The sequence below is a fragment of the Kitasatospora sp. NPDC059803 genome, from assembly GCF_042732255.1.
In the GTDB taxonomy this organism is placed as follows: domain Bacteria; phylum Actinomycetota; class Actinomycetes; order Streptomycetales; family Streptomycetaceae; genus Kitasatospora.
The window spans coordinates 1-21,422 of the sequence record NZ_JBHWIJ010000079.1 but is presented as its reverse complement, the minus strand read 5'-3'; the positions used below and the strand labels follow the sequence as shown (position 1 = coordinate 21,422).

The window sequence follows — 21,422 nt, the reverse complement described above, 5'->3', positions numbered from 1 at the left end:
GATTGCCAATCGCAGCCGAACGCTATTGCGTTGCCCAAGAGTCTGGCAATACGGTTCCCGCCGTCATGTTGGGCGAGCTGTGGTTGCCATCTGCAAGTGGTCCCAGGCCCATTACGAATTCACGAACGTGGGGGTATGCGTGCAGCCCAGTTTGAGTTGGTTCGTCCACCGTGAACGGGGAGGGGGTCGCAGGCGACGGAACACGCTCACCGTTGCCGCACTCACCGCCGTGATGGCACTGGTGGTCCCGCTCGCAGGTGAGAACGTCGGCTTAGGCCGTGCGTACGCCGCCGACCAGAGCAAGGAGAAAATCCCCCAGCTCCCACGAGTCAGCGGCCACGATGCCGACGGCAAGGGCGAGTCGAAGGCGCTGCCGCACCCTGTCGGGGCACGGGAACTGACCGTCCACCACAGCGGGCCGGTCAACTGGCCCGCAGCTGCTACCGTCTCCGTCGACCTCACGAAGGCCGGCTCCAGCCAGGACACCCGCGCCGACAGGGCGCCCAGCACCGAGACGCGGGCCGGCGCGACCCCCGTCCTGATCGCCGCAGCCCACCCCGATCAGGTCGGTGCCAAGGCCAGGGCCGCAGCAGACGCTGAACCGGCCGCCCCGCCAGGCAGCGTCGAGGTCAAGGTCGCTGACCGGCCCCAGACCGAGAAGGCGAACGTCGACGGTCTTCTGGTCGCCCTCCAGCGCACGGACGGCGGCAAGGAAGCCGCAAGCCTGGACGTCTCACTCGACTACAGCGGGATCGCCGACGCCTTCGGCGGAGGCTGGGCCTCCCGGCTGCACCTGGTCGCGATGCCGGCTTGCGCGCTGACCACGCCCCAGCTGTCGGAGTGCCGCACCCGAAAGCCGCTGGAGTCGGTTGTCGACCCTGTGGCAAAGAGGGTCAGCGGCACCATCGCCCTGCCCGGTGACGCCAGCACGGCCGCGAAGACCGCACCCGGCGAGGTGCCCGCGACCAAGCTCGACTACGTGCTCTCCCCGGACGCGGCCAGCGGCGGAATGGCGGTCGCGGCAGTCTCCGACACGGGCAGCTCCCAGGGGTCCTACACGGCGACCGACCTGTCCGCGTCCGGCTCGTGGTCACAGAGCTCCTCCGGCGCATTCACCTACGGCTACCCGGTCACCACTCCGCCATCATTGGCCGGGGCCGGCCCGGAAGTGACGCTGTCGTACAACTCGCAGTCGGTGGACGGCGAGACCTCCGCCCGTAACTCGCAGGCCTCGTGGATCGGTGACGGCTGGTCCTACAGCCCCGGCTTCCTCGAACGCTCCTACAAGTCCTGCAAGAACGCCGGCATCAAGGATTCCGGTGACGAGTGCTGGGCTGGATGGAACGCCACGCTCGCCCTCGGCTCCCACAATGGCGAACTGATCCGGGACGCAGATGGCCTGTACCACCTGCAGAGTGATGACGGCACCCGCATCGAGCGGCTGACGGGCGCGGCGAACGGCCTGTGGCAGGGCGAGTACTTCAAGGTCACCACCACGGACGGCACCGCCTACTACTTCGGTCTCAACCACGCCCCCGGCACCACCGGCGATGGCGCGACCAACAGTGCCTGGGCCGTACCGGTGTACCACCCGAACAACGGCGACCCCTGCTACAGCGCAGCCAAGGGCAAGGATTCCCAGTGCGACCAGCAGCTCGGATGGCGCTGGAACCTGGACTTCGTGGTCGACCCCCACGGCAACCTCCAGCGCTACGACTGGGCCGCCGAGGCCAACCGGTACGCCATGGGCAGCGCCAGTGGCACCGGCATCCTGGTCCCCTACTCTCGTGGCGGCCACCTCGCCCGCGTTTCCTACGGCTACCAGCTCGCTGACGCGCTCGCAGGCCGCGAGCCGTCCGCCCGGGTGAACTTCGACACCGCCGAGCGGTGCACGGTCTCCGATGCCGTTTGCAAGCCGGAGAACCTGTCGGCGGCCACGGCCTCGAACTGGCCGGATGTCCCGTTCGACCTGGCCTGCCAGGACGGCTGGACCACCAGCGGCACGGGATCCAACGTTTGCCGTCTCGCCTCGCCGACCTTCTGGTCCACCAAGCGCCTCAGCACCATCCGCACCGAGCTGCGCACGCAGAGCGGCTGGCAGAACGTCGACCGGTACGACCTCACGCACCTGTTCTCCGCTGCCGGGGGTACCTACGATCCGGTGACCGGAAAGACTCCGGACAAGCAGAACGTCGGCTCGTTGCAGTCGGTGATGTGGCTGTCCCAGATCCGGCACACCGCTCAGGACACCTCGGCCGGCGGCAGCGGCCAGATCGCCCTGGACCCGGTCACCTTCGCCGGTACCGAGGTGGACAACCGCGTTGACAGCTCGGACGTGTCCTCGCTGCCGCTGTACCGGCCTCGCATCATCGGGATCAACACCGAGTCGGGCACCTCGATCGCCGTCACCTACCGCGACCCGGAGTGCTCCCGGACCAAGGGCACCATGCCCGCCTCGGCCGACGGCAACACGATGGCCTGTTACCCGGTGTACTGGACCACCCCGGGCGGGGCTGCGCCGGTCGCCGACTGGTTCCACAAGACGCTGGTCGCCAAGGTCACCGTCTCGGACACCACCAAGGCGAACTCCCCGGCTCGGACGACCGCCTACACCTACGGTGGTGGCGCGGCATGGCACCGGGACGACTCCGACCTGACCGACGACCGGTACCGCACCTGGAACGACTTCCGCGGCTATCGCACCGTCACCACCACGGACGGCGCCAGTCCGGACCTGGTCAGCCAGACCACCGTCTCCTATCTGCAGGGCATGAACGATGACTACAAGGCGGACCGCTCCCGCCGGGTCGTCAAGCTGAAGAACTCCCTCGGCGAGGAAACCGTCGACAGCCCCTGGTTGGCCGGCACGGCGCAGGAATCCGTCACCTACACACAGGCTGGCGGCACCGCCATCGCCAAGCAGTTCACCGACACGCCTGTCAGCACCGTCATCACCAGCCGGGACAGGACGGCGTGGAGTTCGAAGGACGGAGGGTTGCTGTCGGCGCTCCCAAGGCTTGAGGCCCGCCGGGTGCAGTCGATCGGCTCGCGTTCCAGCTCGCTGCTGTCCGATCAAGCGACGTGGCGCACCGCCCGCACCAGTACCACGTACGACAGCTTCGGACGGCCCGTCAAGGTCGAGTCACAGCCGGATGTGACCACCACGGCCGACCAGAGCTGCACCACCACGAGCTATGCGACGCCCCCAGCGGCCAACCCGATGATGCTCGCCTATCCGAGCGGGGTCCTGACCCTCGCCGGCCCCTGTGGGACCAAGCCGTCCTCCTCCACAACCGTCAGCGACCGCAGGCTCATCTACGACGGCAACACTGATCTGAACAACCCCGGGCCGCCGGGCGTTCTTGGGCAGAACGGTTCGACCGCCGGCTTCGTCACCGCCACTCAGTCCGTCAAGGCCTACGACGCTCAGGGCAACGCCGCCTACCAGACCCTGGCCGCACAGGAATTCGACGCCTACGGTCGCGCTGTCCGCAGCATCGACGGCGCGGGTGCGGTCAACCGCACCGCCTATACCCCGGCGACAGGCCTCCTCCCGACCGAAGTCACCACCACCAACCCTCTGGGCTGGACCGCGAAGAGCGTCGTATCCCCGGCCCGCGGCCTGGTGACCCGCGCCGTGGACGCCAACGGCCGGGTCACGGACTCGGTCTACGACACACTCGGCCGCCGCACCGCCATCTGGCTCCCCGGCAACAGCAAGGACGCCGACAAGAAAGCGGACCGCACCTTCAGCTACGAGATGCACGGCGTCGACCCGGCCCCGTCCACACGCGCCAACCCCCCGAGCGTCACGACGAACACACAGCTGGAGAACGGTACCTACACCACATCGGCCACCATCTACGACGGCTTCCTGCAACCCCGTCAGACTCAGTCCACCCCGGCCAACGGAACCCAAGGTCGCCTCCTGGCCCACACGCGCTACGACAGCCACGGCCAGGTGACCAAGGCCACCGCGGCCTGGTACGACCCCCTCACCGCACCCGGCACCACGCTGTTCGAGGAGGCTGACAACACCGTCCCCTCCCAGACCCGCTACCTGTACGACGGCACCGGCCGGAAAGTCGCCAGCAAGCTCTACGCCAAGGGCACCGAGCTGTGGCAGACCACCACCACCTACCCGGGCGCCGACCGGACGGATTCCACCCCGCCCAGCGGCGGCACCCCGAGTACCGTCTACACCGACGCCCTTGGCCGGACGACCGCCTCCGTCCTTCACGGCGGCAGCACCGGCGACGCCACCACCCGCTACACCTTCGACCAGCGCGGCAAGCTCGCCACCATCTCGGACAACGTCGGCAACACTTGGACCTACGCCTACGATCTCCAGGGCCGACGCACGTCCCAGACCGATCCCGATGCCGGCACCTCAACGACCGCTTACGACGACCTCGGTCACGTCACCAGCACGACCGACGGCCGCGGCAAGCAACTCTCCCTCGCCTACGACCTGCTCGGCCGCGTCATCGGTCGCTATGAGGGCACCGACACGGGTGACCAGTCCAAACTGCTCGCCTCCACCACCTACGACACCCTCGCCAAGGGCTTCCCGACCTCCACCACCCGCTACGCCGGTGGCGCCACGGGCAGTACATACGTACAGAAGATCAACGGCTACACCACGCGCTACCAGCCCACCTCCATGACGACTTCCATCCCCGCCGCCGAAGGCAAGCTCGCCGGCGACTACACCCAGACCGCCCGCTACACAGACAACATCGGTCTCCTCGGTGGATTCAGCTACAACGCGGACGGCGGCTTGCCCGCCGAGACTCTCGGCTACACCCTCGACCTCCAGGGCGAGGTCGTCCAGAGCGGCACCGAAACCGCTGCGCTCCTCGACATGGCCAACTACAACGCACTCGGCCAACTGCTGCTCTCCCAGTACGGCGACCGCGGCGGCCTGCTGCGCACGGCCCGGACGTACGACGACACCACCAGCCGGCTCACCACAAGCAGCGTCAAGCTCCAGCAGGCCGACGCCAACCCGATCTCGTTCACCAGCTACGGCTACGACCAGGTCGGAAACCGCACCAGCACCTCCGAGCTGCAGTCCTCCGGTGGCACGGACCAGGTGTCCGATACCCAGTGCTTCCGCTACGACGGTCTGAACCGTCTCGTGGAAGCGTGGAGCGATACCGGGAGCGTCTCCTCCCCGGGCGCCGGGCAGGTCTCGCACTGCAACAACAGCACCGTCGGGCTCAACTCGCTGGGCGGTCCGGCACCGTACTGGCAGAGCTTCCAGTACAACATGCTCGGCGACCGCACCCAGCAGGTCCGCCGCGATGTCACCGGTGACACCGCCCGCGACGTCACCCAGACCAGCGTCTACCCGGGCGACGGTCGTACCCCGGCTGCCAAGCCGAACACCGTCACCACTGTCACCACCAGCACTGGCACCCCCACCAGCAGCCTGACCTCGGCCATGGCGGGAACCGGAGGCGCACGGCTCTGCCTGGACGTCACCAGCGCGCGCACCGCCGACGGCACCCCCGTCGAGACGTGGACCTGCAACAGCACGGGCGCCCAGAAATGGACCCGCCCCGGTGACGGCACCCTACGGGCACTCGGAAAGTGTGCCCGCCCGGCCGGCGGCAGCGCCGGAGCGGGCACCGGTATCGAGCTGGCCACGTGCGACGGCAGCGACAGCCAGAAGTGGCAGGACGGCGCCAACGGAGCCCTCGTCCACACCGCGTCCACCCTGTGCCTGGACCTCCCCGGCTGGAACCAGAACCCCGGTACCCCGGTCAGCCTGTGGTATTGCACCGGCAGCGCCAACCAGCAGTGGCCCGCCACGGCCAACGCTCCTACCGGTCCCAGCTACACGAGCACCCTGACCCCGCAGTACGACACGGAAGGCAGCACCACCTCCCGAACCACGACCAGTACCACCACCTTGCCCTCCGCCGTTCCGACCGGCACTACGCCGCTCTGCCTCGACGCCGCAGGCGCCCACAACGCCAACGGCACAGCCGTCCAGACCTGGACCTGCAATGGCACCGAAGCGCAGAACTGGGCCATCGGCACCGACGGCACCGTGCGCGTCCTCGGCACCTGCGCCCGCCCGACCGGAGGTAATGCCGGCTCCAGCGCACAGATCGAGCTATGGACCTGCGACACCAACGATGCCAGCCAGCAGTGGCGCACCCGCACCGACGGCGCCCTGGTCAACAAGGCGTCCGGCCTGTGCCTCGACATCCCCGGGACCAGTAGTACCGCAGGCACCCGCGTCGCTCTATGGACCTGCAACCAAGGCCCCAACCAAAAATGGGGACCTGGCGGCACCCAGCCCACCGCTGGCACCACCCAGGCCTTCACCTACAACGCCGAAGGCCGCACCGAAACCGTCACCACGTCCAACGGCGACAGCACCTCCCGGTACCTGTACGACGCCAGGGGCAACCTGCTCATCCAGCGTGGCCCCGACGGCACCGTCCTCTACCTGTTCGGTGGCGCCGAACAACTCACCCTCTCAGTCGACGGCGCCGCCGTCACCGGCAAGCGCTACTACCAACAGCCCGACGGAACCAGCATCGTCCGTTCCAGCGCCGGAGGCCTCACCTACGAGCTGACCAACCCCCAGAACACCTCCACCCTCCAGATCGACGCAGCCAGCAAAGCCATCACCCGGCGAGCCTTCGATCCCTACGGAAGCCCCCGCGGAACCGTCCCCGCATCGTGGGCGGACAATCACGGCTACCTCGGCAAACCCGTGGACACGAACAGCGGCCTCAACCTGCTCGGCGCCCGCAACTATGACCCCACGCTCGGCCGCTTCCTCACGGCGGACCCGCTCCTGGAACCTGGCAACCCCAGCCAGATGGGCGGATACACCTACGCCAACGACAATCCGATCACCCTCAGCGACCCCAGCGGCCTGTGGCCAGGGTGGCTCAAGGCCACGGGAAAGTTTGTTGCAGGCGCAGTGGACAGCGCGGCCGGCTGGCTCGCGAAGTACAGCCCGTACACGGCGGGAAACAACATCCTGGCCGGGATCAACGGAGAGGTCGCCAAGCAAACCGGTGGCTATTCGGTGTTCCCCGGCATCACTCCCATTCAGCCCTCCGAGCACCCGGTGGCGGACGCCTTCGGCATCCCCCACGACGACAAGGCGTACGTCGCTGGCGAGGTGACCGAGACCGTCGTTGAAATCGCGGCTGACGGCTACGGGCTCGTCAAGTTGGGCGTGAAGGGATTGAGGTATGCGCTAGAGGCCGTTGAGGACGCCGGAGGCATCAGGAACGCATTCGCGAAGCTCGGGTCCAAGAGCACTCCCAAGAGCTCGCCCTCGAGCCCGGTTCCCGCACCGGAAGAACCCAACCGTCTCAAGACCAGGCCGTCTGACCCCAAGGCGCCAGTCACCCCGAAGCCCAGCTCGACCTCGCCAGAGCAGCCCGTCGGGACAACGTGTAGCTTCACACCTGACACTCGGGTTCTCATGGCCGACGGTTCGGCCAAGCCGATCAGCGACATTAGGGTCGGCGACGTCGTCGAATCTGCGGATCAAGGTACGGCCACAGACCATGGAGGCCGCACCGTCAGCGCCCAACTGGTGCATGACGACGAGGATCTGATCGACCTCGATGTCACGACCGATGGTGCCGCAAGCACGATCAAGACGACCGCCAACCATCCGTTCTGGGACGACACCGATCACGCCTGGGTGCCAGCTGGCAAGCTGACCCCCGGCCACGCACTCAAGGCCGACACCGGCGAACGCGTCGTCGTCACCACCGTCCGCGCCATCGAAGGCCGCGCACGGATGTACAACCTGACCGTCTCGCAGCTGCACACGTACTATGTGCTCGCAGGCAGCACCCCGATCTTGGTGCACAATGAGTGCGAGCTCACAAATAATGCGAGCCCGGCGAAGCAGGCCCTTGAGCGGAAGGCAGCAGCACAGCGAGGTGTCGTTCCCACTGTGCTTGGTGATGGAACCGGACTGAGCGGCCTGCAGGCTGCGTTGGGCGGGGAAACCGACTTTAAGTGGGCCGTTGTCAGGGGTTCTGCTGGTGAAGAGCTAAGGGTAATGTCCGCTCATGCTGGAGGAGAATCAGGCGGATGGCCTCGGATTGAAATGGCTCACACAGTACTTGCGCAGCCTGGCGAGTCGGTCCTATCGGCGGGATCCGGACAGCTTGATGAGTTGTTCGGCACCTCTATAACCAACTGGAGTGGTCACTTCACTCCTGAAGATTCGGTGCTACCGATAGGCGAAGCAGCATTTGGGCGAGCTGGCATCGATGTGTTCGCAACGCCGTTCAGCTTGCTTGGAGGTGGGTAATGGCTCTTCCGTCGCCTGAGGACGTGTTCCTCATTGACAGCCCTAGTGGGTTCGCTGCGCTGCTGGCCAGGGACGATCTTTCTGAGGCGTCCGCTGGCTGGTGGACAGCGGCGATCTCTGCGTGCAGTTCGTGCCTGACGCTCTCTGTGGCAGACGATGCTGGCCCGCAGCCTATTGAGTGGGCGCGAGCCTTGGTGTCCATCCTGGATGCTGCGGCCGATTCTGGATTGATCAGGAGAGTGGAACTTCTAGCGCGTCGAGTCCAAGTCCAGGTATCTGCATGGCTTGATGGCAGTGATGATTTTGGCGACGCGAATGACATTTGCGCTAGGGTCTTTGATGAGCTAGTCGACTCTGGCGAAAACGTTCAATCTGTGGCGAATGAGGTTCGAGAGTTTTCCGAAGGGAATCCTGGGTCTAAGCTTCGGATCGCTGATCTTGCTGTGCTGAGGAAGATCATGCGGACGTTGGAAAGTATCCGTGATTCAATTTCAGAAGGTGAAATTCGCTCCGAGTTGAACCTTTGGGTCGGGGCGTTTAATCCGCAGTAGTCGTCTGTATTATCTCAGCCCTTGGGGTCGCAGTGCTTGAACGCGACTCCAAGGGCTGTAGGTATGAAGCTGACGGCTGCTTCGACGGCTACGATATTTGGTTGGTGCTGGCCGAGGCGGTTCCGCAGTCTCGTTGGTCCTCGTCCAGCTGAGCCCGTCGCAGTAGTGCCCAGCAGTGTGATAAACGACTGCACCCGAATGCAATTTATGGGATTCCACGGCTCGGTGATCTGCCCGGCAATGGCGCAGACCGGCCACATCGCCCGACGGATTCTCCAGGGCACACACCATTGATTGATGTCACCCGTAGAGCCTTCAAGGGTACGGGTGGGAATTCGCGGACGATGTCTGGAGCTACTATTCTGGGCCTACCGGGCCGCTGAACTAGCGAACTCTGGTGGGGGGCAGTCTCGTGGAGGCTGCCCCCATTGGGCTTGAAAACCCCGTAGGACTACCTATCTCCATGTGGCGGTGACAATGGAACTTCCGGCATGCCCCAGCCCTGACGTACTCCTTGCGCGCCTCGCTCATATTCAGGGGGTCGATCCCGTAGGCGAAATCGAACGCACCAACGGCGGGCTGTCACCAATTCATGCTGGAGAACCCTCTCGCGAGGAATTTCTCAGTCGACTGGCGGGGCAGGTCGGTATGCAGAGACATGACCTCTTCCTCGTTGCGGGTCTAGCTCTTCCGGACGATGCATTACACTTCGACGAGGCGGCCAGTCGTGCGCTCCCCAAACTGGTGCAGCGCGCACTCACCTTGCCCGCTTCCAGCCGCCGGCGATTGCGGGACTACGCCCGATCTCTGGCCGATGTGCCGCATATTGCCCCTCCCGGGAAGATGCGCTCATTTGAGCAGTACCCTCCGGGTTTCGGATCGATTTTTGTGCGAATGCTCGCCCTCCGAAATCTGGGATGGTCTTCGGCGGCCAAGGTGATGTATTTGATGTCTGATGTTTATCTATCGGCTGCAACCATTGGGGCGATAGGGCGTGGCGTCAAGGAACTTGACCCTGATCTTCTCGATGGGTTCGCGGCCGTTCTCGGCGTTCCAGTCACTGTTCTGGCTTCTTTGGCGGGCATGCCGCAAATTTCGGCAAGCCGCAGGCATCCTGAGGAAGTTATCGACACTGCTGCGCTGCTTTGGGATGTGCGGCACCTGGGTGCGGAGCAGGTGCGGCAAGTCTCACATCTGGCGGATTGACCCTGGATGGTCATCGCTGCCGGCGCCGCGATTTTCCAAATTGAGACTGGTTGGGAAATTAGCGACCTATAATCATTGCTCTCATTAGACTTATTCTGATGGGGTTGTCGCATCTCAAGCACCGACATGGAATTAAGGTAGCATTCGACCCTTCCTGGGAATTGTGGGCAGCTCGATGGGCTGCCCACCTGGGGGCATGTGGGTGACGGTCCTAGCCTTGCTGTGCCCGCTCGCTTTCGTGTGGGAGTGAGTTTCTATCCGACATTGGCGCTAATAGGCCTGGAAGCCCTGCCGAGCTTATTCGGCGGGGCTCCCAGGGCTCTTGACGGCAGTATTTGACGGCAACGTCAGAGGATGGGTGCCGCACAGAGCGGTGGGTCGTCGCCGTCGTCGGGCTCGATTACGGCCTCGGAGGTTTGGCCGAGCGTGCGGCTGAGGAGATCGATGGCGTCGCATTGGAGGCGGAGGCGGAGGCGGACGTGGGCGTAGACGGTGGCGGTGGCATCGATGTGGGTGTGGCTGAGGATTTCGTTGATGACGAGGAGTTCGACGCCCTGATCCAGGAGGAGGACCGCGGTCGAGTGGTGGAGGTTGTGGAATCGGATCTGACGGAGTCCCGCTCGGCGGAGGAGCGCCTTTAAGTGCCGGGTGAAGGTGGCGGGTTCGATCGGGTGGCCGTCGGGCGGGGTGAAGACGTGACCGCTCTCCTTCCAGTTCTCGCCAGCCTTCTCCCATTCTTGGGCCTGCTGGTCGAGGTGGTCGGGCAATGAGCGCAGGCAGGGAGCGGGCAGGGCGATACGGCGTTCGGAGCTGAGGGTCTTGGTGGGGAGGGTGGTCAGGCCGTCGGTGTTGGCGCGCTGGGGGGAGCGGCGGATGGTGGCGGTGCCGGCTTCGAGGTCTAGGCAGTTTCGTTTGGATCATCTGGTCGTTGGTCTGGGTGTGCCGTTGACTGACGCGCAGTGGGCGTGAATTGAGCCGTTGCTGCCGGACCGAACGTCGAAGCGCGGTGGCCGGTGGCGTGACCACCGTGAGGTGATCGACGCGATCGCCTTCAAGCTCCAGGCCGGGTCGCAGTGGGTGCATCTGCAGGAGAAGTGCGGCAACTGGCGGGGTGTCTACAACCTGCTGCGGACGTGGGCCGTCGACGGGACCTGGGAACGGGTGTTCGTCGCGCTGATGGCCCGGGCCGATGTCGATGGGGACCTGGACTGGGTGGTCTCGGTGGACTCCGCGATCGTGCGTGTGCACCAGCACGCGGCCGGGGCCTGCAGAGGGGCCTCGGCCGGAGAGCCGGGCTCGTGTTGTGGCCTTCGGGGTTGCCGCTTTCGCCTTCCAAAGTGGTTTCACTTTCAACTATGATGGTGTGGTGACATGCCGGCCACGAGTGATCCGTTGATCTGCTGATCCGTCAGAGGAGTTCCCGTGAGTGATGTGACCACCGATGTGACCGCTGCCCCGGTGCGCCGGCGGGTGTTCATCGACAAGCAGAGCCCTCAGGCCTACCGGGCGTTGCGGGCGACTGCCGAGGCTGCCGGGGCGGGGGCGGCGGAGGCCGGGTTGGACCGCAGGGTGGTGGAGCTGGTCAATCTGCGGGTGTCCCAGATCAACGGGTGTGCCTACTGTCTCAATGTGCACACCAGGGCCGCTCTTCAGGCCGGCGACACCGCGCAGCGCCTGGGCACGCTGCCGGCGTGGCGCGACACCGAACTGTTCACGCCGCAGGAGCGGGCCGCGCTCGCCCTGGCGGAGGTGACCACCGATCCGTCGGACGCCGTCGCGCAGGAGGCCGCCTACGGTGTCGCCCGCGAGGTCCTGACGGACGACCAGATCTCGGCGGTCATCTGGGTGGCGATCGCCATCAACGCCTTCAACCGCGTGTCGATCCTGAGCAAGCACCCGGTGCGCCCGATCCCGGCGCAGTGACGGTGCCGCGCGGGCTCGCCTCGGTGATCAGGGCGCGGATCGCCGTGGCCACGGGGGCCGGCCGTTCCTGCATGGCGACGTGGCCGACGCCGGGCAGGGTGAGGAGGCGGGCGTCGCGGAAGGCCGCGTAGGCCCGGGGCGCCGTACGGAAGGGGACGAGGGCGTCGTCCCGCCCGTACACGAGCAGGGTGGGGGCGGTGACGCGGCGGGCCAGGTGCCAGGCCGAGGCCTCGCCCCGTCGAAGGGACGCGCGGACCACCGAGCGCACTCCTTCGGCCAGCATGTCCTGCGCGTACGGCAGTTCGGCGCGGCGTCGGCGCTCGCGTGCCTCCACCGACCGTTGCTCGGCGCCGACGAGGGCGGGGTTCGCGTAGATCAGGCGGTAGAGGTCGTCGAGTTGGCGGTCGGGGCTCTGGGCGGCCAGGAGGCGGGCGTGCAGTCGCGGCGCGCCCGGCAGGCCGAGCAGGGCCACCCGTAGGGCCGGGGCGGGCGGGAACGTCGGCAGCACGGGCGAGATGAGGGTCAAGGTGGCGACCAGGTCGGGCCGTTGGGCGGCGAGGCGCAGTGCGATCAGGCCGCCGAGCGAGTTGCCGACCAGGTGCACGCGGCGGTGCCCGTTCCGGTCGGGGTGATGGCCGGGGTGACGGTCGCGGTCGAGGTGGCGGTCGAGGTGGCCGGCCACGGCTGCGGCCTGGTGTTCGACGGTGACGTCGCCGTCGGGCGGGGGCGCCGACCTTCCGAAGCCCGGGAGGTCGAGGGCCAGGCAGTGCGCCGAGGTCCGCAGCAGGTCGATCAGGTGGGCCCAGTTGTGGGTCCAGCCGCCCAGTCCGTGCAGGAAGACGGCGGTGCCGGCGGCCGGAGCGGGGCTGCGGACGTACTCGGCGGCGAGGGGGTGGTGCATGGAGGTCCGTTTCTTCGGGGTGGGTCCGCACTCTCCTGCCGACCTGCTCAGCGGCGCAGGGGTGGCCCGGCCGTCTCGGTGCGGGCGAGCCGGTAGTGCTCGACGAGGAGGTCGCCGACCGTCTCCCAGCTGCGCTGCGTCGCCGCGGCACGCCCCGCCCGCCCGAACGCCGCCCGCAGTTCGTCGTTGCGGGCGAGACGTTCGACGGCCTCCCGGAACCCGTCCGCCGCGCCGGGCGGGACGAGGAATCCGGTGTGGCCCGGGCGGACGAGGTCGAGCGGCCCGCCGGCCGCCGGGGCGACGACGGGCAGCCCGCTCGCCATGGCCTCCTGGAGGGTCTGGCCGAAGGTCTCGAACGGCCCCGCGTGGACGAAGGTGTCGAACGAGGCGTAGAGCCGGGCGAGTTCGTGTCCGGACCGGAGCCCCAGGAAGACCGCGTCCGGGAGCACGGTCTCCAGCCGGGCGCGGCACGGGCCGTCTCCGACGACCACCAGCCGGACCCCCGGGATGCGGGACACCTCCGCCAGCCGGTCGACGTGCTTCTCCGGCGCCAGGCGTCCGACGTACCCGACCAGGACGTCTCCGGGGCGGCCGAGGCGCCGGCGCAGGGTCTCGTCACGGTGGTGGGGGTGGAACCGGGTGCAGTCGACGCCGCGCGGCCACAGGTGGACCCGGGGGATGCCGTGCGCCAGCAGGGCGCGCAGCGAAGCCTGCGACGGTGCCAGCGTCCGGGCTGCCAAGGTGTGCACCCGTCGCAGCCGCCACCAGGCCAGCCGGGGCCCGGCCGCGCCCAGCGCCGGCAGGTACGTCCTGGCGTAGGCGGCCAGATCGGTCTGATAGACCGCCACGGACGGGACCCCTGCCCGGTCGGCCGCCGCGGCGCCGACCGCCCCGAGCGCGAACGGGCTGGCCAGGTGGACCACGTGCGGGCGGTGCCGCTCGATGGCGTCGGCCACCCCGCGCCCCGGGAGCGCGACCCGCACCTCCGGGTAGCCGGGCAGTGGCACCGACGGGACGCGGACCACCTCGTAGCCGTACGCCTGCTCTCGGCGCAGGTCGCGGTGCAGGTCGCGGCGCAGGTCGCCTGCGTGCCGTCGCGCGGCCCGCGCGGCTGGTGCCCGTACAGCGGGTGCCACCACCACCGGGGTGTGGCCTCGGGCGAGGAGGTGTTCGGCGGTCCGGAGGACGCTGTGGGCGACACCGTTGAGCTGCGGGGCGAAGGACTCGGTGACGATCAGGACGCGGAGCCGTTCGCCGCCGGGGGCCGGGCCGTCCGCGGTGCGCGCCGCCGGCCCGGACAGGACTCCGCTCACCGTGCCGCCGCCTCCGCTTCGGGCGCGGCCTGCGGCTCTGGGGCGGTTGGCCGGGCCAGCCCCGGGTCGGTCGGTCGGGCCAGCCCCGGGTCGGTCGGTCGGGCCAGCCCCGGGTCGGTCGGTCGGGTCGGCGGGGCCGACTGCGCCGGGTCGGCGGGGAGGGAGCGGCCGATGGCCCGCAGGTCCCGCAGGATCTCCCGGAAGCAGGCGATCAGGCCCGCCTCGCTGTACGGCACGCCGACCTGGGCACAGTAGTCGCGCACGATGCGCGAGGCGGGGCGCAGCGCCGCGACCGGCATGGCCGGGAAGAGATGGTGCTCGATCTGGTAGCCGAGCCCGCCGAAGAGGAAGTGGACGAACCGGCCGGCCCGCAGGTTGCGCGACGGCAGCACCTGCCGGCGGAGGAAGTCGGCACGCTCCGCGTCCGGGCCGGTCATCGGCATGCCCTTGTGGTTGGGCGCGAAGATGCACCCCAGGTACACGCCGAGGACCGCCCCGAACAGCACGGCGAAGGCCAGCGCCTGGAGCGGCGCGAGGACGACGGCCAGCAGGGCTGCGGCCAGGGCGTAGTGCAGCGCGGCGAGCGTGCGTTCCAGGGCCGGGTACCGGACGGTGCCGCGGGTCAGGGTCAGGCAGGTGGCGACGAGCAGCCCGAGTGCCTGGAGGGACAGCAGCGGGAAGAACAGTTCTGCCTGGTACCTGGCCGCGAGCCGCCTCAATCCCCGTGTGCGGCTTGCCTGTTCGGTGGTCCGGGCGAAGAGGAGAGAGTCCGCGGCCGGGTCGTGGCCCTCGCGGTTCGGGTGTGCGTGGTGCCGGTTGTGGTCGCTCACCCACCACCCGTAGCTCATGCCGACCACCAGGTTGCCCAGCACGATGCCCGCCAGGTCGGTCGCCCGCCGGCCGGCGAACACCGCGTGGTGGGCGACGTCGTGCCCGAGCAGCGCCAACTGGCCGATCACAAAAGCGAACAGGGGCGCGAGGCACAGCTGCCACCAGCTCGCGCCGAGCACGACGAACCAGGCCAGGAGCAGTGCCAGGGCGGCGAACAGCGCGGCGCTCCGGCCCGCGTAGTACAGGGGACGCCGGCGCAGCAGACCGGCGTCGGAGACGCGCCGGTGCAGTTCGGCGAAGTCGCCGCGCCGGGTGGTCCCGGTGGGTGGGGTGTCCTGAACGGTCATGCCACCATTCCGGTCTCGGGTCGCTCCGGTCGCTCCGGCCGGCCGTGGCAGCCGCACCGCGAGGCCCCGGGCAGGGTGGCGTCAGCCTTCCGCATCCGGACCGCCGTTGTCGCGGCGCTGCGCCGTGTCGCGGTCGGAGGCGGCCCGATCGGGTGGCGGCGGGCCCGGCTGCTCCGCTGTGCGTCCGATCGCCGATCGCCCATTCGGTTTTCGCACGGTTCGGTGTGGTTGAGCCGAGCCGGGGGAGGGCGCCCCGGCGAGGAGGATGCGCGCTCGCCCCGGAACGATCATTTCGGAGAGGCGGCCTGCACCGATCAGTCGAATGGGTGATCGGTGCCTGTGGAATCTCCGGGGCCCCCGATCACTCCTGGCGACCTCATGTGTTGCGGACCGTGACCGGGTGGGTGAGGGTCGCGCTGGGGAATCCGTGCGGCGCCGACGGCTTGCGGCCGCCGCTGACCTGTCAGGAGCAACGGATGTCGCACGTCTCCCGGCGCCGCGCCATGTGCGCGCTGCCGCTCGCCTGTCTCGCCCTCGCCGGCCTGCCCGCCGGAGAAGTCCCGGCCGTCGCCGGGCCAGCGGCGCCGGCCGCCGCGGCCCAGCCCCGTTACGGCCAGACGCCCGGTTCGTACTCCTACTGGACCATCGCCGGCGACACCGTCCTCACCGACGTCACCTTCCGCAACACGGTGGTGACCACCCCTGGCGACGGCGACGTCTTCTGGTCGAGCCAGTTCAACTTCGACGGGAACCTCTCCTACATCGGCTTCCAGGACAAGCAGCAGAACGACGGCCTGTTCAACTGGTCCACCTGGGCCGACACCGAGCTCCAGTTCGCCGACGGCACCCAGGGCTCGCACTGCTGGAACAGCACCGGCGAGGGCCAGCACCTCCAGTGCGCCAACAGCACCGTCAACCAGGGCCGCCCGGTCACCGGCCACACGTACGCCTTCCAGGTCCGGATCGACCCCGCCACCCACTGGGTGACGGCCACCGTCACCGACGAGACCGCCGGCACCTCCTTCGTCCTCGGCTCGGTCCTGCTTCCCAAGTCGCAGCAGATCAAGCACGACTGGAACAGCTGGGTGGAGTACTTCGACTGGAACAGGCCCGCCTACGCCTGCAACGACAACGCGTACTCCGAGAACCGCTGGGGCCCGATGACCGGCAACGGCGGCACCCTCACCGCCACCAACACCGGCACCTCGACCGGCGGCGCCTGCGACGACATGATCCGCCAGCGGAAGCAGCCCGACGGCACCCTGCTCACCGAACTCGGCCTCGGCCAGTCCGCCCGCTGGCCGCTCCGGTTCGCCAACGGCGCCTGCCTCGACCGCGGCGGCGCCAACGGCGCCATCAGCTACCGCTGCGCCACCACGCCCAACGCCAACCAGCTCTTCGTCTTCGCCCGCGACGGCAGCCTGCACACCGCCCAGGGCAACGAGTGCCTGGCCGCACCCGCGGCCGTCGGCGGCCAGGTGGTGCGCGCCGCCTGCGACGGTTCCGCGGCCCAGCGGTGGAGCTACGACGGTGCCCGCCATGCCGTGGTCAACCCCGCCGGCTGGGCGCTCACCTCCAGCACCGCGGGGCGCAACAGCGACCCGGTGACCGCGCGGCCCGCCGACGGAAGCCCTGAGCAGACCCTCACGGCGGTCGTGCGGACGGATGCCTAGCCTTCCTGTCCCGTGAGGTCGGGGGTTACGCGCAGGTGGCGGCTCACGTCGCCGACCAGGGTGAGGCGGACCCGGCGCTCCGCGAACTGCCACTGGCCGTACCGGAGTTCGAAGCGGTCGTGGTAGCGGCCGGCGGCGATGGGCTGCAAGGGGAAGTCGGCCCGGCCGACTTCCCACTCCGGTGCACCGGCCCGGTTCGGTGCCGTCCGGTGCGGTGGAGCCCAGTCCGGTGCGGTGCGGTGCGGTGTGAGGCGCGGCTCGGCTCGGCTCGAACTACGTCGGATGACGGACGCGGGCGCCCGGGGTCGCCACTAACCTGCTCTGACGCAACGTCATGCACCAGGCGGCGATGGGAGAACCGATGAGTGAGCAGGAAAACCGCAAGAACATCGTCCTCGTCCACGGCGGGTTCGTGGACGGCTCCGGATGGCAGGGGGTGTATCAGCGGCTGACCGGGGCCGGGTTCCGGGTGAGCATCGTGCAGAACCCGACCCTGTCGCTGGAGGGCGACGTCGCCGCCGTCCACCACGTCCTCGACGGCCTCGACGGATCGGCCGTCCTGGTCGGCCACTCCTACGGCGGCGCCGTGATCACGGAGGCGGGCAACCACCCGAAGGTGACGGGCCTCGTCTACATCGCCGCGTTCGCCCCCGACAAGAGCGAGTCGGTGGGCAGCCTGATCGCCGACCCGGCGCCCGGCGCCCCGGTGCCGCCGATCCTGCCGCCCAGGGACGGCTTCCTCTTCCTCGACCGGGACGAGTTCGCCGCCTCGTTCGCCGCCGACGTCCCCGCCGAACTGGCCGCCTTCATGGCCGACTCCCAGGTCCCCTGGGGCGTCGACGCCCTCAACGGCGCCGTCTCCCAGCCCGCCTGGCGCACCAAGCCGAGCTGGTACCTGGTGGCGGCCGACGACCGGATGATCCCGCCGCCCGCCCAGCACGCCATGGCCGAGCGGGCCGGCGCCAGCACCTCCGCGGTGTCCGGCAGCCACGCCGTCTACGTGTCCCGGCCGGACGCGGTGGCCGACTTCATCCGGCAGGCCGCCGACAGCTGACGGCGCGGCCGCCCGATCCGGACCACCCGACGCGCGGGCGGCGAACAGGCCGTCGGCCGCCCGCGCCCGTCCTGGTTCCGGCCCAGGCCCAGGCCCAGGCCGAGGCCGAGGCCGCTGCCGTTACGGTCGGCGCCGTGGGAGGATCCGGATAATCACTGGTCAGGCCGTCTGCGGCGGGCTAGCCTCGCTGCTCGTGACTGACTGGTACAAGATCTACTCCGATGCATGTGCGGTGCCCCCGGGCGGCGATCTGGACGAGCTCACCGCAGAACTGGCGGAGTGTCTGCGGGATCCGGACCCGGAGGTGCGCGACGGCTACCCGTACGTCGTGTTGCGGACCTGGATCGAGCGTGACGTCATCGACGGCGACCGCCGGATCCGCCTGGGCGATGACATGGCGGCCCGCTTCGCCGCCGGTTCGCCGATTCAGGCCCGCACGTTCGCTCCGCTGGTCCTGGACATGATCGTCAGCCGCGGGGACCTCCGCCAGGAATGGCTGGACGCGTTCACCCGCTGGTACCCCGCAGAGAGCGACCTGCGCGGACACGACGCGCAGCTGGGCTGGCTGCACGCCGTGGCGCACGGCGCCGACTTGCTCGGCGCCCTCGGCCGCCACCGCGAGGTCGAGCCGGTCGAGATGCTGGACCTCGCGACCGCGCGGCTCCTCGCGCCCACCGACTACCTGTACGCCGAACGGGAGGACGACCGGCTCGCCCGCGCGATCGCGCTGACCCTCACCAACCCGAAGCTCACCGCGGACCAGTCCGTCGCCTGGCTCGACGACATCGGCGCCGACTTCCGGGCCGTGGCCCGGGGCACCACCCCGACATACGTGTCCAACGCGCTGCGCACCCTGCGGATGCTCTACCTCCTCACCGACCTCGGTGTCCCGCCGCAGCCGGGGCAGCCGCCTCGGCAGGTCCCGCATCGCGACGCGGTCAAGCGGCGGCTCGTCGAAGTGCTGGCGGACGACGCGAAGTCCATCGGCTGACAGCCCGACGCCCCATGCCCCACGTGGCGAGCCGTCCGGGCCTCCTCGCCGTCGCCCGCGGTGCCCTCGTCCCGCTACCGGATCGTCTTCTCGACGATCGCGTGGTCGGGGAAGAGACCGCTGCGGGCTCCGTTCCAGTTGATGTCGATGCTGAACTCGTTGACGGTGGCGTTGATCGCGGGGGTGTCCGTCGACGGCGCCAGGGCGCCGGCGGGCTGGTGCCACCCGTCCCAGGTGTCACCGCCGGTGGAGGAGGTGTTGATCCAGACGTAGCCGTCGGCCCCGATGCAGGCGAGCATCTGTCGGCGCTGGTTGGCGTACTGGGGGTCGCCCGGGGCGACGGTGTAGTCCTGGTACCCCATCCGCGCGGCCGACACCCCGGAGATGCACACGGCCCCGCCCGGTACCTGGCTCGCGGCTCCGGTCGCCCCGGTGGCGGGGTTGCGCCAGATCTGCCAGACGTGGTTGTCGGTTCCGACCAGGTAGATGTGCTCCATCTCGCCGCCCGCCGCCTCGTTCCAGGCCATGATCGGGCTCGGTCGCCGGGTGCCTGTCGTGCCGCTTCCCTGCGGCCCCACGTGCCACTGGCTGTTGGGGAAGCTGATCGCGGTCTGCGAGCGGGTGCCGTCCGGGCGGGTGTGCACGCTGGTGATCCGGTAGAGGCCGTTGACGTCCGCCCAGTCGAAGAGCACGGTGCTGCCCAGGCTCTCCAGGGAGATGCCGCCCCAGGCGGCGGCGTCGCCCTCGATGCGGTGCCACGGTTCCCACTGGTTCGCGGACGGGTTCTGCACGGCGGTCCAGTAGATTTGGTTGTCCACCCCTTGGTGGGCGACCATGACGCGGTCCTGCCACTGGACGATGGCGGGGGAGTAGTAGCTCTGGGCCTGGAAGCCGCCCAGCGGCTGCCAGGCACCGTTGTTGAACCGGAACCAGATTCCGTTGTCGAGGCCCCTGGTGACGTCGTAGGTGTTGCCGTTGACCGTCACCGTCTTCATGTAGGACAGGCTGCTGACCCCGACGCCCCGCCAGTCCAGTTCCACCGCCCCGGCGGGGGCCGGGGTGGCCAGGAGCAGGACGCTTCCGGTCAGCGTGGCCGCGATCACGTTCCTGACCCGGCCCGACCCGATCCCGACCCCGATCCGGCGCAACGCCGTCGTCCGTCGCAGCTGGTGCGCAGTTGTCCGGTGCACTTCGGGCTTCCTTTCGCTGAGGATCCCTCGGCTCCCTCCCCTGGCGAACGTGCCGGGGTGGCCACCGGGGATTTCGAGGACTCGACCTTCTGGCCGTGCAGGAACCGTAGTTGCCGTGCGGTTCCGCAGTGTGCTCTGCGCGCACTCGTCGTTGACGGTCAACGCCGCGGTGGCCGAACCGGCCGCCGACGCGGCGGCACACCCTGAGTTCGGCGAAGAGGTCGAGGGCGATCGGGCCGGGCTGATCGGCGGGCGGTGGACCGTCGGCAGGCCGTCGGCGGGCTGCTGGCACTGGAGTTGGGGCTGCCGGAAAATTTTTCTTCCGGGACCGATGAGTTCGGGCGGTGGTGGCGGTCATACCTGGGAAAGCAACGACAGCCGACCGGGGAGACCTGAGATGTCCAGCACCGCTACCGCCACCGCCACTGCTACCGCCGCTACCAACGTCACCACCGCCGCCACGAAGTCCAGCAAGGCCGTGATCCGGGTGGTCTGGACGCTGCGGATCCTGCTGGCGCTCTTCTTCGCCGTGGCCAGCGCGCTGCCCAAGCTGCTCGCGATCCCCGCCGCCACGACCGTCTTCGACGCCATGGGTGTGGGCCACTGGTTCATGTACCTGACCGGGCTGGTGGAGCTGGCCGGAGCGGTCGGCCTGCTGGTCCGCCGGCTGGCCGGGCCGGCAGCCATGGCGCTGATCGTCTTCCTGGTGTTCGCGTTCGTCACCCAGCTCACCGCGATGCACGGCGAGAACGCCGGGACCCCGTTCATCTTCATGGTGCCGCTGGCCGTCATCGCCTGGAACCGGCGCGCCGAGACCGCCGAGCTGCTCGGCCGCCGGCGCTGACCGGGTGCTTGCGGGGTCTTGGCCGCACTTTGTGCCGGCCGTCGGCGGGAGGATTTGAATATGATCCGGCCGCTGGCGTCAACGCGCTTGGTGTGTCAGGTAGTTGTGGTACGTTCCGTGGCCTAACCACAAATAGGTGACCCCGGCAGCGCGCCAACGCTCCGGGGTCCGGCAACAGGAGCGAACCTCCCGATGCGCGTCCATCGTAGCGCCCACGTGCGCGATTTCACCGTGCTGCCCAACACCATGCTGCAGTACCGGCGGCTGTCCTACACCGCTCGCGGTCTGCTCGC

The 21,422-nt window shown here is 68.8% G+C and carries 15 protein-coding genes; 9 read left to right on the top strand and 6 right to left on the bottom strand.

Features of this window, described 5'->3' with window-relative positions; all coding sequences use genetic code 11:
- The first annotated feature begins 232 nt into the window (after window positions 1-232).
- The 3 genes from ACFV6I_RS15580 to ACFV6I_RS15570 all read left to right on the top strand — a co-directional run bounded on the left by ACFV6I_RS15580 (window position 233) and on the right by ACFV6I_RS15570 (window position 10,062).
- Complete coding sequence (locus tag ACFV6I_RS15580) at window positions 233-8,305, top strand: ricin-type beta-trefoil lectin domain protein (RefSeq protein WP_380425660.1); 8,073 nt, start codon at window positions 233-235, stop codon at window positions 8,303-8,305.
- Window positions 8,306-8,328: 23 nt separating this feature from the next.
- The gene (locus tag ACFV6I_RS15575; RefSeq protein ID WP_380425647.1) at window positions 8,329-8,856 is read left to right on the top strand and encodes a hypothetical protein; all 528 of its coding nucleotides are present in this window, start codon (window positions 8,329-8,331) and stop codon (window positions 8,854-8,856) included.
- A gap of 471 nt (window positions 8,857-9,327) precedes the next feature.
- Entirely contained in the window at window positions 9,328-10,062 is a 735-nt protein-coding gene (locus tag ACFV6I_RS15570) for a hypothetical protein (RefSeq protein WP_380425645.1), read from the top strand.
- A gap of 347 nt (window positions 10,063-10,409) precedes the next feature.
- Here the strand turns inward: ACFV6I_RS15570 and ACFV6I_RS15565 are convergent, their stop codons facing one another.
- A complete protein-coding gene (locus tag ACFV6I_RS15565) occupies window positions 10,410-10,901 on the bottom strand; it encodes a tyrosine-type recombinase/integrase (protein ID WP_380425658.1) in 492 nt (163 codons plus the stop codon).
- A 139-nt stretch (window positions 10,902-11,040) separates the two neighbouring features.
- On the opposite strand from ACFV6I_RS15565, the gene ACFV6I_RS15560 reads away from it, so the two are divergent.
- Both ACFV6I_RS15560 and ACFV6I_RS15555 read left to right on the top strand, forming a co-directional pair.
- Window positions 11,041-11,421: a transposase gene (locus ACFV6I_RS15560; protein WP_380425643.1), complete on the top strand. Its 381-nt coding sequence runs from the start codon at window positions 11,041-11,043 to the stop codon at window positions 11,419-11,421.
- 63 nt (window positions 11,422-11,484) lie between these two features.
- Complete coding sequence (locus ACFV6I_RS15555) at window positions 11,485-11,985, top strand: carboxymuconolactone decarboxylase family protein (RefSeq protein ID WP_380374012.1); 501 nt, start codon at window positions 11,485-11,487, stop codon at window positions 11,983-11,985.
- On the opposite strand, the gene ACFV6I_RS15550 is transcribed toward ACFV6I_RS15555, so the two are convergent.
- The 3 genes from ACFV6I_RS15550 to ACFV6I_RS15540 all read right to left on the bottom strand — a co-directional run bounded on the left by ACFV6I_RS15550 (window position 11,930) and on the right by ACFV6I_RS15540 (window position 15,377).
- Window positions 11,930-12,886: an alpha/beta fold hydrolase gene (locus tag ACFV6I_RS15550; RefSeq protein ID WP_380425641.1), complete on the bottom strand. Its 957-nt coding sequence runs from the start codon at window positions 12,884-12,886 to the stop codon at window positions 11,930-11,932. The two genes, ACFV6I_RS15555 and ACFV6I_RS15550, sit on opposite strands and share 56 nt — an antisense overlap.
- Window positions 12,887-12,933: 47 nt before the next feature.
- Window positions 12,934-14,124 (bottom strand): glycosyltransferase family 4 protein, encoded by a 1,191-nt coding sequence (locus tag ACFV6I_RS15545; RefSeq protein ID WP_380425656.1) that lies wholly within the window; start codon window positions 14,122-14,124, stop codon window positions 12,934-12,936.
- Window positions 14,125-14,195: 71 nt separating this feature from the next.
- Window positions 14,196-15,377 (bottom strand): acyl-CoA desaturase, encoded by a 1,182-nt coding sequence (locus ACFV6I_RS15540; RefSeq protein WP_380425639.1) that lies wholly within the window; start codon window positions 15,375-15,377, stop codon window positions 14,196-14,198.
- 476 nt (window positions 15,378-15,853) lie between these two features.
- On the opposite strand from ACFV6I_RS15540, the gene ACFV6I_RS15535 reads away from it, so the two are divergent.
- Window positions 15,854-17,050: a ricin-type beta-trefoil lectin domain protein gene (locus tag ACFV6I_RS15535; RefSeq protein ID WP_380425637.1), complete on the top strand. Its 1,197-nt coding sequence runs from the start codon at window positions 15,854-15,856 to the stop codon at window positions 17,048-17,050.
- On the opposite strand, the gene ACFV6I_RS15530 is transcribed toward ACFV6I_RS15535, so the two are convergent.
- Window positions 17,047-17,199, bottom strand: a complete 153-nt coding sequence (locus ACFV6I_RS15530; RefSeq protein WP_167745906.1) for a hypothetical protein — start codon at window positions 17,197-17,199, stop codon at window positions 17,047-17,049. The genes ACFV6I_RS15535 and ACFV6I_RS15530 overlap by 4 nt on opposite strands.
- Before the next feature lie 212 nt (window positions 17,200-17,411).
- On the opposite strand from ACFV6I_RS15530, the gene ACFV6I_RS15525 reads away from it, so the two are divergent.
- Together ACFV6I_RS15525 and ACFV6I_RS15520 are read left to right on the top strand one after the other, a co-directional pair.
- Window positions 17,412-18,104, top strand: a complete 693-nt coding sequence (locus tag ACFV6I_RS15525) for an alpha/beta fold hydrolase (RefSeq protein WP_380425635.1) — start codon at window positions 17,412-17,414, stop codon at window positions 18,102-18,104.
- A 193-nt stretch (window positions 18,105-18,297) separates the two neighbouring features.
- Window positions 18,298-19,095, top strand: coding sequence for a DUF2785 domain-containing protein (locus tag ACFV6I_RS15520; protein ID WP_380425633.1), 798 nt, complete (start codon window positions 18,298-18,300; stop codon window positions 19,093-19,095).
- Window positions 19,096-19,169: 74 nt separating this feature from the next.
- Here the strand turns inward: ACFV6I_RS15520 and ACFV6I_RS15515 are convergent, their stop codons facing one another.
- Window positions 19,170-20,285: a hypothetical protein gene (locus tag ACFV6I_RS15515; RefSeq protein WP_380425631.1), complete on the bottom strand. Its 1,116-nt coding sequence runs from the start codon at window positions 20,283-20,285 to the stop codon at window positions 19,170-19,172.
- Window positions 20,286-20,682: 397 nt separating this feature from the next.
- Here ACFV6I_RS15515 and ACFV6I_RS15510 point away from each other — a divergent pair, with 397 nt between their 5' ends.
- A complete protein-coding gene (locus ACFV6I_RS15510) occupies window positions 20,683-21,129 on the top strand; it encodes a DoxX family protein (protein WP_380425629.1) in 447 nt (148 codons plus the stop codon).
- Window positions 21,130-21,422: the final 293 nt, after the last annotated feature.